At 43.8% G+C, this 16327-nt stretch carries 15 protein-coding genes; 9 read left to right on the forward strand and 6 right to left on the reverse strand.

Going from position 1 to position 16327, the window contains the following annotated elements; all coding sequences use genetic code 11:
* Positions 1-527: IS256 family transposase (locus tag ACTQ53_RS01755; RefSeq protein WP_441931803.1), on the forward strand; the 527-nt coding region annotated here is incomplete at its 5' end.
* Positions 528-1387: 860 nt separating this feature from the next.
* On the opposite strand, the gene ACTQ53_RS01760 is transcribed toward ACTQ53_RS01755, so the two are convergent.
* Positions 1388-1792: a putative toxin-antitoxin system toxin component, PIN family gene (locus ACTQ53_RS01760; protein ID WP_441931804.1), complete on the reverse strand. Its 405-nt coding sequence runs from the start codon at positions 1790-1792 to the stop codon at positions 1388-1390.
* Entirely contained in the window at positions 1773-2099 is a 327-nt protein-coding gene (locus ACTQ53_RS01765; RefSeq protein WP_118086191.1) for a type II toxin-antitoxin system RelB/DinJ family antitoxin, read from the reverse strand. Before ACTQ53_RS01765 ends, ACTQ53_RS01760 begins: the two co-directional genes overlap by 20 nt.
* 611 nt (positions 2100-2710) lie before the next feature.
* Between ACTQ53_RS01765 and ACTQ53_RS01770 the strand changes: the two genes are divergently transcribed.
* From ACTQ53_RS01770 to guaA, 7 genes are all read left to right on the forward strand, one after another.
* Positions 2711-5680 (forward strand): DEAD/DEAH box helicase family protein, encoded by a 2970-nt coding sequence (locus tag ACTQ53_RS01770; RefSeq protein WP_441931806.1) that lies wholly within the window; start codon positions 2711-2713, stop codon positions 5678-5680.
* Between the two features lie 217 nt (positions 5681-5897).
* A complete protein-coding gene (locus ACTQ53_RS01775; protein ID WP_117662833.1) occupies positions 5898-6170 on the forward strand; it encodes a co-chaperone GroES in 273 nt (90 codons plus the stop codon).
* A 106-nt stretch (positions 6171-6276) separates the two neighbouring features.
* On the forward strand, positions 6277-7905 hold the full coding sequence (groL, locus tag ACTQ53_RS01780) for a chaperonin GroEL (RefSeq protein WP_441931807.1): 1629 nt from the start codon (positions 6277-6279) through the stop codon (positions 7903-7905).
* A gap of 399 nt (positions 7906-8304) precedes the next feature.
* On the forward strand, positions 8305-8520 hold the full coding sequence (locus ACTQ53_RS01785; protein WP_153124990.1) for a transporter: 216 nt from the start codon (positions 8305-8307) through the stop codon (positions 8518-8520).
* Positions 8504-10045: a RapZ C-terminal domain-containing protein gene (locus ACTQ53_RS01790; protein ID WP_295347368.1), complete on the forward strand. Its 1542-nt coding sequence runs from the start codon at positions 8504-8506 to the stop codon at positions 10043-10045. Before ACTQ53_RS01785 ends, ACTQ53_RS01790 begins: the two co-directional genes overlap by 17 nt.
* Before the next feature lie 79 nt (positions 10046-10124).
* Positions 10125-10901: a nucleotidyltransferase family protein gene (locus tag ACTQ53_RS01795; protein ID WP_441931808.1), complete on the forward strand. Its 777-nt coding sequence runs from the start codon at positions 10125-10127 to the stop codon at positions 10899-10901.
* A gap of 17 nt (positions 10902-10918) precedes the next feature.
* Positions 10919-12529: a glutamine-hydrolyzing GMP synthase gene (gene guaA, locus ACTQ53_RS01800; RefSeq protein ID WP_118310983.1), complete on the forward strand. Its 1611-nt coding sequence runs from the start codon at positions 10919-10921 to the stop codon at positions 12527-12529.
* A 166-nt stretch (positions 12530-12695) separates the two neighbouring features.
* Here guaA and ACTQ53_RS01805 read toward each other — a convergent pair whose 3' ends face one another.
* Positions 12696-13910, reverse strand: coding sequence for a site-specific integrase (locus tag ACTQ53_RS01805; RefSeq protein ID WP_441931809.1), 1215 nt, complete (start codon positions 13908-13910; stop codon positions 12696-12698).
* A gap of 193 nt (positions 13911-14103) precedes the next feature.
* Entirely contained in the window at positions 14104-14799 is a 696-nt protein-coding gene (locus ACTQ53_RS01810; protein WP_441931810.1) for a recombinase family protein, read from the reverse strand.
* A gap of 77 nt (positions 14800-14876) precedes the next feature.
* On the opposite strand from ACTQ53_RS01810, the gene ACTQ53_RS01815 reads away from it, so the two are divergent.
* Positions 14877-15200, forward strand: coding sequence for a helix-turn-helix domain-containing protein (locus ACTQ53_RS01815; protein WP_441931812.1), 324 nt, complete (start codon positions 14877-14879; stop codon positions 15198-15200).
* A 75-nt stretch (positions 15201-15275) separates the two neighbouring features.
* Here the strand turns inward: ACTQ53_RS01815 and ACTQ53_RS01820 are convergent, their stop codons facing one another.
* Both ACTQ53_RS01820 and ACTQ53_RS01825 read right to left on the reverse strand, forming a co-directional pair.
* A complete protein-coding gene (locus tag ACTQ53_RS01820) occupies positions 15276-15521 on the reverse strand; it encodes a hypothetical protein (RefSeq protein ID WP_427866483.1) in 246 nt (81 codons plus the stop codon).
* 12 nt (positions 15522-15533) lie between these two features.
* Positions 15534-16322: an S-adenosylmethionine synthetase N-terminal domain-containing protein gene (locus ACTQ53_RS01825; protein WP_441931813.1), complete on the reverse strand. Its 789-nt coding sequence runs from the start codon at positions 16320-16322 to the stop codon at positions 15534-15536.
* Positions 16323-16327: the final 5 nt, after the last annotated feature.

The raw sequence follows: 16327 nt of genomic DNA on the forward strand, positions 1-16327 counted from the left end.
TGATTTGTTGTATTGATGGTCTCAAAGGCTTCCCAGATGCCATCCAAAGCGTATTTCCTGAGAGTTCTGTGCAGCTCTGTATTGTCCATCAGATACGCAATTCTATCAAGTATGTTGGCAGTAAGCATCAAAAGGAGTTTATCAAGGATTTAAGAACAGTATATGGTGCAGTAAACAAAGACTCCGCTGCTGCTAATTTAGACCTGTTAGAGTCTAAGTGGGGAGAGATGTACCCAATTGTCATCAAGTCATGGCGTGACAATTGGGAACGTCTGACAGAGTATTTCCAATATACTCCAGCCATCCGTAAACTCATTTATACGACCAATACGGTTGAGGGGTATCACAGACAGGTAAGAAAGGTCACAAAGACTAAAGGGGTCTTTCCTACGGATAATTCTTTGGAGAAGCTTGTGTACTTAGCTTACCGCAACATCCGTAAGAAATGGACTATGCCACTGGCAAATTGGGGACAAATTTCTCAACAATTGGCAATAAAATTTGGAGATAGATTTAAAATTATGTAACTTTGCAGCCGAAAAGGCTTCCCTGCTGGGGGCATGCCCCCAGCAGGGAGTGGGAATGAAAGTTAAGAACAAGCCTTGACACAGTTTAAATTACACCCCCTAAGTATTCTTCTTTGTTGATAAAGCGAGCTGCACTCGGCAATTTGAAAACGAGTTTTCATTGCACTCATTGGCATCGCTTTTTCCCATTAAAGAAGGATCCACCTCTCATCTCGGTCTTCTTCAATGGTCTTTACACTCCCTTCGGTTCCCTCTTTTAGGGGACAGAAACCTTCCTTACCTTTTTTCGAAAACCTACCCGTCCTTCCTTACCATTAAAGAAGTTTTTTTCGAATCCCTCCGTCTCCCTTAAGCCAAAAGGAGGTTTTTCTAAAATCATCCCGTCCTTCTTTACCATTAAAGAAGGCTCCACCTTTCTCACCAAGCCTCTCTTCAATAGTCTTTACGCCCCCTTCGGTTCCCCTCACAGGGGACAGAAACCCATCTCAGACGGGAAGGATGTAACCGCCCTACAGTGCTGAATTTTCTACCTCTCCGTCTCTCCTGCAAGGAGAGCTCCACTTTCTCCCCAAGCCCCTCTCAATGGTCTTTACACCCCCTTCGGTTCCCCCGTTCCCGGGGGACAGAAACCTCAGGAAGCGGGGATGTAACCGCCCTCCGGTGCTCGGAACCGCTACGCTCTAAGGTTGGCGGGGCATCAAAGCCCTTCGCCATCTTGTGCGGGATGGGACCGCCTTATTACAACTTGCTTCTGGTCTTCGCCATCTTGTGCGGGATGGGACCGCCTGGGGTAAGGTGGCTAAAAGTGAAAGTATGGGGAATCTCCTTGGGTGGTTTTGGGGTGATTGGAACTGATGTGATTATTGGTTATCCAATATTTCCATCATTTCTGCTGCTGTAATCACTTGCGGTTCTTTTGGAAAATGCTTGAGGTTACCGGTAACCAGGAAGGAATCTTCCTTGCTCAGGCAGACTTCGTAGAAGACTCGGTCGTCCTCATCTGGCATTTCGCCAGCATAAGGAAAACGGGACGAATCAATTCCGTTTTGCTTTACAAGTTCTATAACTGTGCAGATTTGGTCGTTTGACAACTTGAATTTTGCGCGATGAAGCACTTCATCGTATTCTTTTATAATGTCATCATTATATAAAGGTATAATACGATGAAGGAACAAACTTTCAAGAACTCTTGCTGTTGAAGCATTTGAGTTGTGAGTGATAAGGGCTGATACAAATATGTTTGTATCAATGACTGCATATACCATTGCGTTCTTTTCTTAATCGTCTGACTTCTCTGATTTCTTCATTGATTTCATCAAGCGTGAGTTCTGGGGTTTCACCTCTTTCTGCTTTAGCTCTAAGTTGCTTGAAAGCAGCCTTTGCTTTTGCAGTCACTTCATCTTCTTCTTCATTCTTTGCCTGAATGGAGAATGGAATGCTCTTACTGCGAATTACTGCCTTTACAAAGATGTTGATGGCGGTATTCGCACTCATACCGAACTGCTCGCAGAGTTTATCAAACTGTGCTTTCTGCTGGTTGTCCATACGGACTGTCATTGCTGTCTGTGCCATAAGCCTAAAATGTTTAATAATAATCATTCTGACTGCAAATATACATCATTATGGCGTAAAATGGTGCGGCAGTATTAATAATTTAATAAAGATTAATAGTTGAATGAATGATATAACTGCTTGTTTCGCTTTCCTGAAGTATTGCCTTGGAAATAAGGAGAAATATGCATTTCTTCTGGAGACTTAAACACAGGAGATAATCTTTCGGAATCTTCTTTTCTTGAAGCCCTATTTGGGCTGGAGTTTGGTCACGCAGATTTCGCAGATGACGCAGATTTTCTTCTTTGCTGTTTATTAGTCCCACAGATTTCACGGATTTACACAGATTTCTTTTGATTTTCTTGGTGGTTTCGAAGAAAAAGCGTAATTGTTGCGCTAACAAAACGAATCGGATGCGGATATACACTTTAATTGCCTAATATCTGGAAAACACAAAAGGATTAGATTTTAAATTTTAATTATATACTTTAAGATTGGCAGGGCTTTTGATGAAGCTCTGCCTATCTTTTTGACTTTTCTTAAAAAAAAGATACCATATTACTTTTTAACATACTGATAGGTGTCACTGCTTGGAATATAGCAGGGACGCTATATTTATTATATGCTTTTATATGAAGAATATCAAACTCTTTGATTACCAAGAGGATATGAGGGAACGGATTGAGAAGGCGTTGCGCCTTCATCGGTCCGTTATGGCACAAATGCCAACGGGTACGGGTAAAACGGTTCTACTCGCTTCGGTCGTAGAATCGTTTTTGAGGGAACATTCCGATTGTAATGTTTGGATTGTTGCCCATAGAAGGGAGTTGGTTTCTCAGATTCGAGAAACTATTGGAAGAGTCTTTTCGAAAATCACCCCGTCCCTCTTTACCCTTAAAGAGGGGAATTTTTCGAAAACCCACCCTCAATGGTCTTTACACCCCCTTCGGTTCCCCCGTTCCCGGGGGACAGAAACCTCCCTTACCCTTAAGGGAGGCTCCACCGCTTTCCCCAAGCCCCTTTCCCCTCAGGGGACAGGGGATGTAACCGCCCTCCGGTGCTCAGAACCGCTTCGCTCTAAGGTTGGCGGACCATCAAAGGTCTCGCCAGATTGTGCGGGATGGGACCGCCTGGGGATGAGTGGAGCATCAAAGATCTCGCCAGATTGTTTGTCGGCTGGCGCATTCAATGTTCCTATCAAGGCGGTGTCGATACAATGGTTGGTTAAACACTATGATGAGATAGAGGAAGAACCGGGGATGATAGTGATTGACGAGGCACACCATGCGCTTGCCAAGACCTATAAGGAAATGTGGGAGAGATTCCCGAATGCTAAGTTCCTGGGACTGACGGCTACTCCTTGCCGATTAAACGGTAAGGGTTTTACTGATCTGTTTGATGTGTTGGTGCAGTCGTGGAGTGTTCCTGAGTTTATCAGCAAGGGAAGATTGGCGACATACGATTTCGTGAGCATCAAATCGGATGGTGTAACGCAACGGCTCATCGACTCCTTGCAGAAGCGAGGGGCAGATGGTGACTACCAGAACAAGGAAATGGATATGCTGCTGAATAAGAAGCCGAGTATCGAAAGGCTCTATCGGAGCTTGGAAGAATTTGGTAAAGACCGAAAGGGCATCGTCTATGCTATCAATATTTCTCATGCCAATGCTATTGCCGAGTTCTATAGAGAACACGGCATAGCGGCTGTTGCCATTGATAGTAAAACGCCAAGTTCTTTACGAAAAGAACTTATTGAAAGGTTCAAATCTTCTTCCTTATCTTTTTCGAAAACCCACCCTCAATGGTCTTTACACCCCCTTCGGTTCCCCCGGGGGACAGAAACCCTCTTTACCCTTAAAAAAGGAGATTTTTCGAATCACCCCGTCCCTCTTTCCAAAGAGGGCTCCACTTTCTCCCCAAGCCCCTCTCAATGGTCTTTACACCCCCTTCGGTTCCCCCGTTCCCGGGGGACAGAAACCTCAGGAAGCGGGGATGTAACCGCTCCTCCTCGTCGCTCGGAACCGCTACGCTCTAAGGATGGCGGACCATCAAAGGTCTCGCCAGATTTTTTGTCGGCTGGCGCATCAAAGGAGGTGTCAAAGGTCTCGCCAGATTGTGCGGGATGGGACCGCCTGGGTGCTACTTGCTTGCGGGCTGCTGATAGGCTTGGTGCTACTTGCTTGGGGGCTACTGATGGAGTAGCTGATGAACTTGCTCCTATACAAGTATTGGTGAATGTGGACATCTTCTCGGAGGGATTTGACTGCCCGGATGTGGAGTTTGTACAGTTGGCTCGACCTACCTTGTCGCTTGCCAAGTATCTGCAGATGGTGGGACGTGGACTGCGAGTGGCTAAGGGGAAGAAGAACTGCTTGATTATAGATAATGTGGGACTGTATCGGGTGTTTGGATTGCCTTCGCAAGTATGGAACTGGAATGCTATGTTCGAGGGAAAGCTGAAAGTTGGCAAGAAAAAGGAGACTTCGAAGGAAAGAGATTTCTTCTTGATGTACGGAAAGCAAGAAACTATGCCTGTTGGTCAAGACTCGGAAATGATGATGGTGATGAGCCATGAGAAACTGATGCAGTCATTGCTGTATCGGGAGTTTGTGGATTGCAATGATGATTTTGCCATCGTCAAGTTGAATGATGGAAAGATGACGGTGGTAAACCGACAAGGCGAACAGGTGATAGAACCAGGCAACTATTATGAAATGAAGTTCTTACGAGGTAATATCTTATCCTATCGACCTCGCAGAAAGACTGTATGTTACTACGACCTCTTGGCGAGAGTTGTCATTGACGAGGACATTCATGAGAAAGATGCTCCCGAGGTAATCACCATCAATAAATGGGAGTTCGTCGAATATAATGGTCTCTTCAGGTCTCGTACCTACGAGCACTTTGCTTTACCTTTTCGCCCTTCCCAATATGACCTTTGGAATTATGGATATTATATGATCTACAACTTTCAATGCTCTACAGACAGTGGTTGTCTGGAATGGATATATAAAGAGGAGGATGGCGGCTCTATGCGCATGTATAAAGAAAACAGTGAAAAGGTTTGTTTTTTACGTGGCGACCATACTCATGTATATTGGCTGTGCGCCGACCTGTACGACAGTGGCATAGTGGTCATGGACAGTCATGAGGATTACTACTTCGTTGACTCCAGCTTGAAAAAGACCTATATAGGTTGCAATCAACCCAAAACAGAAAGCGAGAATTTGATGGTTGCGATGCCACGGCTTGGCAAACTGGTCTATGAGCGAGAAATGAAGCGCAGGAAAAAGCAAGAGGAACAGGAACTGTTACTGTTGCACGAGAAGTCGGAGGCAGGCAGCGTGGAATTGTATCAAGCTGGAAAGAAGTGGGGATTGAAGATGGATGGTAAGGTTGTAGTACCTCCTCTCTACCACAGCATTTCTCAACCTGTTGGTGCCTATTGTGCCTTTGAGCAGATGCCAAGGCATTGGGGTATCATGAACTTGAAAGGCAAGGTGATTGTTGATGCTAAATATGAAAAGGTGGAGGTTCTTGCCAATGGTAAAGCTGTTGTTACTACTATTACGGGGAAAACACAGACTGTCAATCTTAGATAAAGGTAGGTGTTTCCCTTGACGTCACATGCCGTTTGTTGCTACCTATCTGACCGTTTTTTCTGTTATTCTGTCAGTCTGTGGGCGTGCCAAAGTGTCAGTATTGATACTTTGGCACGTTTTTCGTATGGGCATGTGTCGATTGGTGGTGAGCCCCAATAGGCTTGCTGAAGATCTGAAATATAAACAAGAAGTAATAACAATTTAAAAAAATAGAATCATGAACATTAAACCATTAGCAGACAGAGTGCTGGTACTTCCTGCACCAGCTGAAGAAAAAGTAGGTGGAATCATTATCCCTGATACAGCAAAGGAAAAGCCACAGCGTGGTAAGGTCGTTGCTACAGGCAAGGGTACTAAGGATGAAGAAATGATTCTCAAGGAAGGTGATACCGTTCTCTACGGTAAGTATGCTGGTACTGAATTGGAATTTGATGGTACCAAGTATATGATGATGCGTCAGAGCGACGTACTCGCAGTAGTAGAGGAGTAGTTTTAAAGGTAAAAAGGTAAAAAAGTAAAAAGGTAAAAAGCTTTTTTGCTGATAAAGGTAAAAAATACTTTTTGCGATATTTAAACATTATTAGAAAGAATATATTATGGCTAAGGATATTAAATATAATATGGATGCCCGCGACCTCTTGAAGAAGGGTGTCGATCAGTTGGCAAATGCAGTAAAGGTAACTCTCGGCCCTAAGGGACGCAACGTGGTAATCGAAAAGAAGTTTGGTGCTCCTCAGATTACTAAGGATGGTGTTACCGTGGCTAAGGAAGTAGAGTTGGAGAATAAGTTCGAGAATACTGGTGCTCAGCTCGTAAAGAGCGTTGCCAGCAAGACTGGTGATGATGCCGGTGACGGTACAACAACTGCTACTATCCTGACTCAGGCTATCGTAAATGAGGGCTTGAAGAACGTTACTGCCGGTGCTAACCCTATGGACTTGAAGCGTGGTATCGACAAGGCTGTAGCTGCTGTCGTTGCCTTCATCAAGGATCATGCTGAGCAGGTTGATGACAACTACGACAAGATTGAGCAGGTGGCTACTGTTTCTGCCAACAACGATGCTGAGATTGGTAAGCTCCTGGCTGACGCTATGCGCAAGGTTTCCAAGGATGGTGTCATCACTATCGAGGAGAGCAAGAGCCGTGATACCAACATCGGTGTAGTTGAGGGTATGCAGTTCGACCGTGGTTACTTGAGCGGTTACTTCATGACAGATGCTGACAAGATGGAGTGTGTAATGGATAACCCATACATTCTTCTTTACGATAAGAAGATTTCTAACCTGAAGGAGTTCTTGCCAATCCTCCAGCCTGCTGCTGAGAGCGGTCGTCCTTTGTTGGTTATCGCTGAGGATGTTGATTCTGAGGCTTTGACTACATTGGTAGTTAACCGTTTGCGTGGCGGTTTGAAGATTTGTGCTGTAAAGGCTCCTGGCTTCGGTGACCGTCGCAAGGCTATGTTGGAGGATATCGCTGTATTGACTGGCGGTGTTGTTATCTCTGAGGAGAAGGGCTTGAAGTTGGAGCAGGCTACTTTGGATATGCTGGGTTCTGCTGACAAGGTTACTGTTACCAAGGATAATACAACTATCGTAAATGGTCATGGCGAGAAGGCTAACATCCAGGATCGTGTAGCTCAGATCAAGAACGAGATTGAGAACACCAAGTCTTCATACGACAAGGAGAAACTTCAGGAGCGTTTGGCTAAGCTCGCCGGTGGTGTAGCTGTTCTCTACGTTGGTGCTAACTCTGAGGTAGAGATGAAGGAGAAGAAGGATCGTGTTGACGATGCTCTCTGCGCTACCCGTGCAGCTATCGAGGAAGGTATCGTAGCTGGTGGTGGTACTACTTATATCCGTGCTCTCGAGGCATTGAAGGATATGAAGGGTGACAACGCTGACGAGACAACGGGTATCCGCATCGTAGAGCGTGCTATCGAGGAGCCTTTGCGCCAGATTGTAGCCAATGCAGGTGGCGAGGGTTCTGTAGTAGTAAATAAGGTTCGCGAGGGCGAGGGTGACTTCGGTTACAATGCCCGCAAGGACGTTTACGAGGATATGCGCAAGGCTGGTATCGTAGATCCTGCCAAGGTTGAGCGTGTAGCTTTGGAGAATGCTGCTTCCATTGCTGGTCTGTTCCTGACTACAGAGTGCGTATTGGTAGACAAACCAGAACCAGCTCCAGCAGCTCCGGCAGCAGCTCCAGGTATGGGCGGCATGATGTAAAAACCGAATAGTTCGCGCAAAGAACGCATACTGTAAGGGCGCGGTTTTGCAAAGTAAAAATAACAAATAGGGGTGATTCTCAATGAATTACCCCTATTTTTGTATTTATTAAGTTTTAAAGATGCAAAAAATCGCAAAATTATTTGGAGTGAATTGACTTTTTTTGTAATTTTGCAAGCGAATAAAGATAGTTCTTCTCACTGCGAGGAGATTATCTTTCAAAGTTTGATTGTAATTGTATGAGGACCGTGAGGTCTGTGTACAATGAAAATATTTTTTTGATTTGTTTTAGTAGATTAGTTTTTAAGTAGTTTGTTTTTGAAAATCGGTTGTCGTGAGACATCCGATTTTTTTTGTTATTTATTTTGTGTTTTCGAATTTATTGTGTAATTTTGCAGCATGAAGAATATTGATTGGAAAAAAGCATTGGTCTTCCTGATTGTTATCGGTGGACTGATTTATATAACAAAGGCTGAGTTGGGAATGACAACTACTAATTCATTCCTCACTACGCTTGGTATTTTATTGCTTCTCTTTATCGGTGATAACTTCGCTCAGAAGATAGACGATAATAGAAAGCGTCGTAAACTGAATGATGATGGAAAAGCTAATTAATCTTTATAGGCAATGGGCTGGCGAAGAACCTGCGGAGGTCATCAAGTTGGCAGGGCAGGGGAGCAACCGTCAGTATTTCCGTATCATCAAGCAAGATGGAGATACGGTGATTGGTGTCGTGGGCACCAGTCGTGATGAAGATCATGCCTTCATTTATCTTGCCAATCATTTCAACCTCCGACAGTTGCCTGTACCTAAGATCTTGGCAGTGAGCGAGGATCAGCTTTGCTATATACAGACTGACCTGGGGGGAACTTCGCTTTTCGATGCTATCAAGGGTGGTCGTGAGGCTGGAGGAAGATATAATCAGAAGGAGAAGGAACTTCTGAAGAAGACTATCCGTGAGTTGCCTAACATCCAGTTGCGTGGTGCTCGCGGGCTGGACTGGTCCAATTGCTATCCTCAGCCGGAATTTGATGTGGATAGCGTTCTTTTTGACCTCAACTATTTCAAGTATTGTTTCCTGAAACCTACCGATCTGGATTTTCATGAGCTGAAACTTGAAGCCAATTTCCGGTTGTTTGCAAAGGATCTTACTTCCGAAAAGATGGATTGTTTCCTCTATCGTGATTTCCAGGCACGCAACATTATGTTGGACGAAAATGGCAATCCGTATTTTATCGATTTCCAAGGTGGCAGAAAGGGACCGTTCTATTATGATCTGGCTTCCTTCCTCTGGCAGGCTTCTGCCAAATATTCCTTCAAGCTCCGCCGGGAGTTGGTTTGGGAGTATTATCAGTCGCTCAAGAATTATACGGAGGTTCCTTCGGTCCGCCATTTCGTGAATCGTCTGAGTCTCTTTGTGCTCTTCCGCACCTTACAGGTGTTGGGAGCTTACGGTTTCCGTGGCTATTTCGAGCGCAAGAAGCATTTTCTTGAGAGTATTCCACCTGCCATCCAGAATCTTCGTGATCTCTTGAAGATGGGCGAGAAGGTGTTCCCTTATCCCTATATGATGGATATGCTTCGCAGACTTACCGAACTGCCGCAGTTCAAGCGCATCGAGAGTGCTGCCGTAACACGTGCAGATGGATATAAGACTACAGATAATAATATTTATCGGGCTCATCCACAGGATGGACCGGCAACATTCTCCAAGTATGACGGAAAGGGACCTTTGGTTGTGAGAGTCTACAGTTTCTCCTTTAAAAAGGGTATTCCTGAAGATCCGTCTGGCAATGGTGGCGGTTATGTCTTTGACTGTAGAAGCTCTCATAACCCAGGCCGTTATGAACCTTACAAGAAGTTGACGGGTCTGGACGAACCGGTCATCCGATTCCTGGAGGATGATGGTGAGATTCTCCAGTTCCTGGAGCATGTCTATGCACTTGCCGATCATCACGTGAACCGTTATATCCAGCGTGGTTTCACCTCTCTGATGTTCTGTTTCGGTTGTACGGGCGGTCAGCATCGCAGTGTGTATTCCGCTCAGCATCTGGCAGAGCATATCCACGAAAAGTTTGGCGTGGAAGTGCAAATCTGCCATCGTGAGCAACAGATAGAGCAGGTTTTGCCTGCAAAATAAGAATAAGTGGCGTGCAAATTTGGCTATCTCGCAAAAAGTTAGTAAATTTGCACGCACATTAAGATATAGCTATACAGCAATGATGCAAGCAATGATATTCGCAGCAGGTTTGGGCACTCGCCTTAAGCCACTTACCGACCGTATTCCGAAGGCATTGGTAAGTGTCGGTGGAGAACCTTTGCTCAAACGTGTCATCTTTCAGTTGAAGGATGCCGGTTTCACTCGCATTGTAGTGAACGTGCATCATTTCTCCAATCAAATCATCGATTATCTCAGAGAGAATGATAACTTCGGTATGGACATCCGTATCAGTGACGAGAGCGAAAAGCTGCTCGAAACGGGTGGAGGTATCCGGAAGGCATGGTCGCTCTTCAACCAGACTGAGCCTATCCTCATCCACAACGTGGATATTCTGAGTAATGTGGATCTGAAGAAGTTCTACCAGATGGAGTCGAAGGAACTTTCAGATGATTCTTCGGATTTTATGAAGGAGAAGGCTCCCTTGGCAGCCCGCCTTCTGGTGAGCGAACGCAAGACCAAGCGCTATCTTCTCTTCGATGACAGCATGCGATTGGTAGGCTGGACGAATATAGAGACGGGCGAGGTAAAGAGTCCTTATCCTGATCTCAATCCTAAAGATTATAAGATGTATGCTTTCTCGGGCATCCACATGGTAGCCCCATCACTCTTCCCATTGATGGAGGAGGAACCGGATAAGTTCCCAATCATGGATTTCTATCTGAAGCATTGCGACAAGGTTCGCATTGAGGGATACGTGAAGAACGATCTCAAGCTGATGGATGTGGGAAAGCAGGAGACGCTGAAAGAAGCGGAGGCGTTCCTGAAAGAATTATAAATTATAAATTAGACAATATGCAACAGAAGATTATTATTTTGGATTTCGGTTCACAGACCACACAGCTGATTGGCCGTCGTGTCCGTGAGCTTGATACCTTCTGCGAGATTATGCCTTACAACAAGTTTCCAAAGGATGACCCATCTGTGATTGGTGTCATCTTGAGCGGTAGCCCTTATTCCGTTCATGATCCGGAAGCTTTCAAGGTAGATCTGAGCCAGTTTATTGGCCGCATTCCTGTGCTCGGCATCTGCTACGGTGCTCAGTTCCTCTCTTACGCCCAGGGCGGTAAGGTGGAGGCTGCAGACAGCCGTGAGTATGGTCGTGCCAACTTGGAGCAGTTCGACAAGGAGAATCCTTTGTTCAAGGGATTCATCGAGAACTCTCAGGTTTGGATGAGTCATGGTGATACCATCACTGCGATTCCTGAGGACTATAAGTGCATCGCTTCTACTGCCAATGTGAAGTATGCTGCTTATGCTTCTACCAAGCAGCCTGTTTGGGCTGTACAGTTCCACCCAGAGGTGTTCCACTCTTTGCAGGGTACACAGCTCTTGAAGAACTTCGTGGTAGATATCTGTGGCAGCAAGCAGGACTGGAGTGCTGACTCTTTCGTTGAGACAACAGTTGCTGAGTTGAAGGAACAGTTGGGTGACGACAAGGTTATCCTCGGTCTTTCTGGCGGTGTTGACTCAAGTGTTGCTGCCGTTCTCCTGAACAAGGCTATCGGTAAGAACCTTACCTGTATCTTCGTTGATCACGGTATGCTCAGAAAGAACGAGTTCCGTGATGTAATGGAGGATTACAAGTGCTTGGGTCTGAACGTAATCGGCGTTGATGCATCAGAGAAGTTCTTTGCTGACTTGGCTGGTGTTACAGATCCAGAGGAGAAGCGTAAGATTATCGGCCGTGACTTCGTGGAGGTTTTCAATGCTGAGGCTAAGAAGCAGACTGGTGCCAAGTGGTTGGCTCAGGGTACTATCTATCCTGACCGTATCGAGAGCTTGAACATCACCGGTAAGGTAATCAAGAGCCATCACAACGTAGGTGGTCTTCCTAAGGAGATGAACCTTCAGTTGTGCGAGCCATTGAAGTGGTTGTTCAAGGATGAGGTTCGCCGTGTAGGTCGCTCTATGGGTATGCCAGAGCACCTGATTACCCGTCACCCATTCCCAGGTCCAGGTTTGGCTGTCCGTATCTTGGGTGACATCACTCCAGAGAAGGTACGTATCCTTCAGGATGCTGACGATATCTATATCCGTGGCTTGCGTGAGTATAAGGTGAAGTTGAGTGGTGAGGAAGCTCGCCGCGTCCTGGCTGCCGGTGTTCCTGCTGACATGCAGAATGGCGAGATTGAGGTTTCTCTTTACGATCAGATCTGGCAGGCTGGTACCGTATTGCTTTCTACTGTCCGTTCAGTAGGTGTGATGGGTGATGAGCGTACATACGAGCATCCTGTTGCATTGCGTGCCGTAACAAGTACTGATGCGATGACTGCCGACTGGGCTCATCTTCCATACGATTTCATGGCTAAGGTAAGTAACGAGATTATCAATAAGGTAAAGGGTGTTAACCGCGTTTGCTATGACATCTCTTCAAAGCCACCTTCGACAATCGAGTGGGAATAGTCGGAATACCGATAAACAGCTACTCAAATAAAGATGAATTAATTTAAACTCAATAAGTTAGGGGATTCGTTGACGTAAATCATTGATTGTCAACAAATCCCCTTTCTTGTACATTTTATCCAAAACCGTCCCCGATTCCGTCCCTGCTTATCCCCGATAGCATTGGTTATATGGCAGTGTTGAACTCCAATAACTTGGCTATCTGTTCGGGAGTAGCCTTCACGTATTTATAAAATGTGCGCTCGTTGGTATGGCCTGTAAGCTGCATGATAGCGTAGGTAGGCTTACCTGCCAAAAACATATTTGTAGCAAATGACCTTCTTGCAGTGTGGAAACCTATCAAATCATATTTCTTGTGCTTGAGCGTTGTGACCTTTCCACCCCGATTTTCAGTTATGGCTGTAATCTCGTTAATCCCTGCCAATCTCCCCAAGTTTTTTAGATGTTCATTACTGTTGTGCTTGTCTCCAAGTTTAGGTAACACACCATGATATTTATTGTAGATGGCTCGTACACATGGATGCAGTGGGATGATAACTCGCTTTTTCGTCTTCTCGGCAATAATAGAAACTGTATTCCCATTCTCGTCTAAATTCCATATTCCATCGTTCAGCTTGTTTAAGTCACTCCTGCGTAGTCCTGTATAGCAGCCGATAACGAAAAGGTCTCTTGTCTTTTCCATTGTACTTTTTTCGTCTATCAAGCCTTCTTGCTTGAGCTTTGGTATATCCAAATTGTAGATGGCTTTAATCTCGTCCTCATTGAGATATATGTTATCCACGTCCTTTCCCTTTCCTCTCAATTGTTTATAATAGGTATCGTCTATATCAAACTTAGCTCTTTTGGCTGCATTCAATTGAGCCTTTACGATTTCATAAGTGGCGTAGATGGTATTTTCTGTGTAATTCTTCTTGCTATACCCCCAATCCATAAACTTTGTTCCAAAATTTTGTGCTGTGAATGTCTCAAACGTATCTGCAAGATTGCAATCTTCCAAGAAAGATTGTAAACGGTGAATTACTGTTGTTTGAGCATTCTTCGTTCGGTCAGCTACATAACGTCCTGTGTGGGTATCAAGTCTATCGCTGTTTATATTGCTCAACATCCACTCCGTAGCTTTTGTTTCTTGCTTATCCATCGCCTTCAACTCTCCATCGAAAAACCAATTTGCATAACGCTTGATACTTCTCGTTAGCTCATCCTTATCGGTAAGACGTTTATTATAGTCATTCCAATAGCTTATCTTATCTAACATAAAATCGTTGAATTTCTTCAAGAAGGTATTGGTCTTTGATGCTGCACGATTATCTCTGTCCTTAAATTTTTCCTTAGATGTATAGCAAATATGTTTTTTCTTGTCCCACATTTCTGTTTTAACCACTTGTTTTGTTGATACCTTGGTTGTCATACCATTACAACGAACACTAAAAAATACCAAGCTCTCTTCTCTTTTTGGATATTGCAGTATATAACTGCATTTTACATTATTTTCTACCATACATTATTTTTTTACCATTAGACATTTGTTTAACTGTTCCAAATATACTACTTGGATGAAGCCTTTGATGAAATTGTTAGCCAACAATTGTTAAATCACGCACTTTACGCAATGTATTCACGCTTGTATGAGTGATTTTAGATACATTTCGTAATGAAATACCTTTTTTCAAAAGTCGTAACTCTTCGGCATATTCCTCACGCATATCATCTTGTGATTTGCGATAACCTGTCTTCCTGCCAACTTTTCCGCCGTTATCTCTAAAATGGTTATAACCGCTCTTCATACGGCTACGGATTAAAGAACGTTCCATGCTGTTAAACTGAGCGATAATCCCGAGAACCAAAGATGCGATAGGGTTTACAGAACCATCTTCAAGCAAGGTTTCAAGTCCATTTTGATGTATATAGAGCGATACTTTCTGCTCGTTTAGTTCTTCAATGACTTGGAGAAAGTCAACGATTCTACGAGACAAACGGCTACACTCATAAATTAACACCTTGTCAACCTTGTTGTTTCGCACATAGTTCAACAACTCAGATAACGCATTGCGTTCAGCCACCTTTTTTGCTCCACTGATTTTCTCACAGAAAACTTTGACTACTTCATAATTCATGCGCTTCGCATAATCTTTTAACTCGTCAACCTGCCTGTCATAGTCTTGAATGACGGTGGAAACTCTTGCGTATATAACTACTCTTTTCATATTCGTATTGATATTATGTGTTACTATTATGGCCGCTAAAGTACATAAATTATCAATTGGAACCAAATTATTAGTGATATCTAAAGTTAAATCGTATAATTTAGATTGATATTTAATATCAATTTGCTACCTTTGCAGCAAAAATGAATGATATGAAAGTCAATTTAAGTCAAACAGTGAAGAAATTGTGCAATAATCAGAATATGACTCTGAAAGATTTAGCAAATAAAATGGAGATAGCTCCCGAAAGCCTTTCCCGAGCTATAAATGGCAATCCTCAATTATCTACTTTGGAGTCTATTGCAACCCATTTGGATGTAAATATATCTGAATTGTTTTCTTTTTCTCACACAATTTCGTTACATTCTATAATAGTGCATGACAATACTACTTATATTGCAGACGATTTGAACAGCTTAATAAATAATGTAAAGGCTATTTGTGCAAAAGAAGGTGTTGAGCTGTAAAAGAATAACCGCCAAGTATTGATTCTTTAAAAATTCAACACTTGGCAGTTTCATTTGTTCACATAGAATTGGTAATTACTTTGATTCTATGCGCTTCGTTTCTTGTTCAAACAACGTTATCAAGTCCTTTTCGACTTGGGAAAAAGTTGCATCCATATCCATTTCTCCAATACCATCAAAGTGCTTTATAATGGATAGTCCACCAAACGGCTTAGTCATTGTTACTTTAAAAGTATCAGAAGAAATCATTTCGCAATAGCCCTCTAAATGGCATTCTTTGCCGTTGACAATAGGATTAATGTCAATATCAAATCGGTACATATCGCTTACTTGTTAGAATAATCCCCATTCGGCAAATTTCTCAAAGCCACCGACCTGTTTGATGTATTGACGAGCGATTTCTACTATCTCACGATAAGGTTTACCGTCAATAGTTTCATCGCCAATAGCACAAAACAATTCAACCTTTTTATCTGTTTGTTGGGCTTTCAAGAAAGCATAAATGTTGACGGAAACATCAGCCTTTGAAAGGTCTTTCCCCTGCACTCCTCCGCCCGAAACAGACTGAGCCATATCCGAACCGAGCTTGCGATTTGTTGCTCCTGCGTCTACATCAGTTCCTCCTGTCCAATCTCCGAGCGGATTAACAATGGCGTTAGGGTAGATTCGCTTCAAATCATCTGATGGGACGTTACTTTGGCAGATAATAAGCTTGCCATTGCCTAACACATACTTACCATCTGAAGGGTAACGCTTGTAGATGTCATGAGCGATTTTGCTGAGTTCTTTTTCCTCCTCAGTCAATGGAACACCCTTAAAGATTCCATTATCGCCACAGCGGATTTCTCCGTCTTGGTTGCTTGCAAGTATTGGGTCTTGAGCTACCATAACGAGCGAAACCTTCAAGTCTGTGCGCTTAGTGATACGGCTAACTATATCCTCAGCCTCAGCGTTAGAAATGTTCACACTACTCTCAATAATGAGATTAACAACACCATGTCCGAGCAGTACTTCAACTGCTATTTTCGGATTCTCTTCTTTCTTGTACGCAAGGTCTACAATAGCTCCTGCGATACGGTCTGCCACCTTATCCGGATGACTTGGATTTACTTTTTCAATCATAATTT

It is taken from the genome of Prevotella sp. Sow4_E9_plate, from assembly GCF_052116205.1.
In the GTDB taxonomy this organism is placed as follows: Bacteria; Bacteroidota; Bacteroidia; order Bacteroidales; family Bacteroidaceae; genus Prevotella.

Excerpts from the sequence above, each read along its gene's own strand:
- ACTQ53_RS01815 (WP_441931812.1), top strand. The coding sequence starts at position 14,877 with ATGAATGATATGAAAGTCAATTTAAGTCAAACAGTGAAGAAATTGTGC.
- groL (WP_441931807.1), top strand. The coding sequence starts at position 6,277 with ATGGCTAAGGATATTAAATATAATATGGATGCCCGCGACCTCTTGAAG.
- guaA (WP_118310983.1), top strand. The coding sequence starts at position 10,919 with ATGCAACAGAAGATTATTATTTTGGATTTCGGTTCACAGACCACACAG.
- ACTQ53_RS01775 (WP_117662833.1), top strand. The coding sequence starts at position 5,898 with ATGAACATTAAACCATTAGCAGACAGAGTGCTGGTACTTCCTGCACCA.
- ACTQ53_RS01760 (WP_441931804.1), bottom strand. The coding sequence starts at position 1,792 with ATGGTATATGCAGTCATTGATACAAACATATTTGTATCAGCCCTTATC.
- ACTQ53_RS01785 (WP_153124990.1), top strand. The coding sequence starts at position 8,305 with ATGAAGAATATTGATTGGAAAAAAGCATTGGTCTTCCTGATTGTTATC.
- ACTQ53_RS01790 (WP_295347368.1), top strand. The coding sequence starts at position 8,504 with ATGGAAAAGCTAATTAATCTTTATAGGCAATGGGCTGGCGAAGAACCT.
- ACTQ53_RS01770 (WP_441931806.1), top strand. The coding sequence starts at position 2,711 with ATGAAGAATATCAAACTCTTTGATTACCAAGAGGATATGAGGGAACGG.
- ACTQ53_RS01825 (WP_441931813.1), bottom strand. The coding sequence starts at position 16,322 with ATGATTGAAAAAGTAAATCCAAGTCATCCGGATAAGGTGGCAGACCGT.
- ACTQ53_RS01765 (WP_118086191.1), bottom strand. The coding sequence starts at position 2,099 with ATGGCACAGACAGCAATGACAGTCCGTATGGACAACCAGCAGAAAGCA.
- ACTQ53_RS01795 (WP_441931808.1), top strand. The coding sequence starts at position 10,125 with ATGATGCAAGCAATGATATTCGCAGCAGGTTTGGGCACTCGCCTTAAG.
- ACTQ53_RS01820 (WP_427866483.1), bottom strand. The coding sequence starts at position 15,521 with ATGTACCGATTTGATATTGACATTAATCCTATTGTCAACGGCAAAGAA.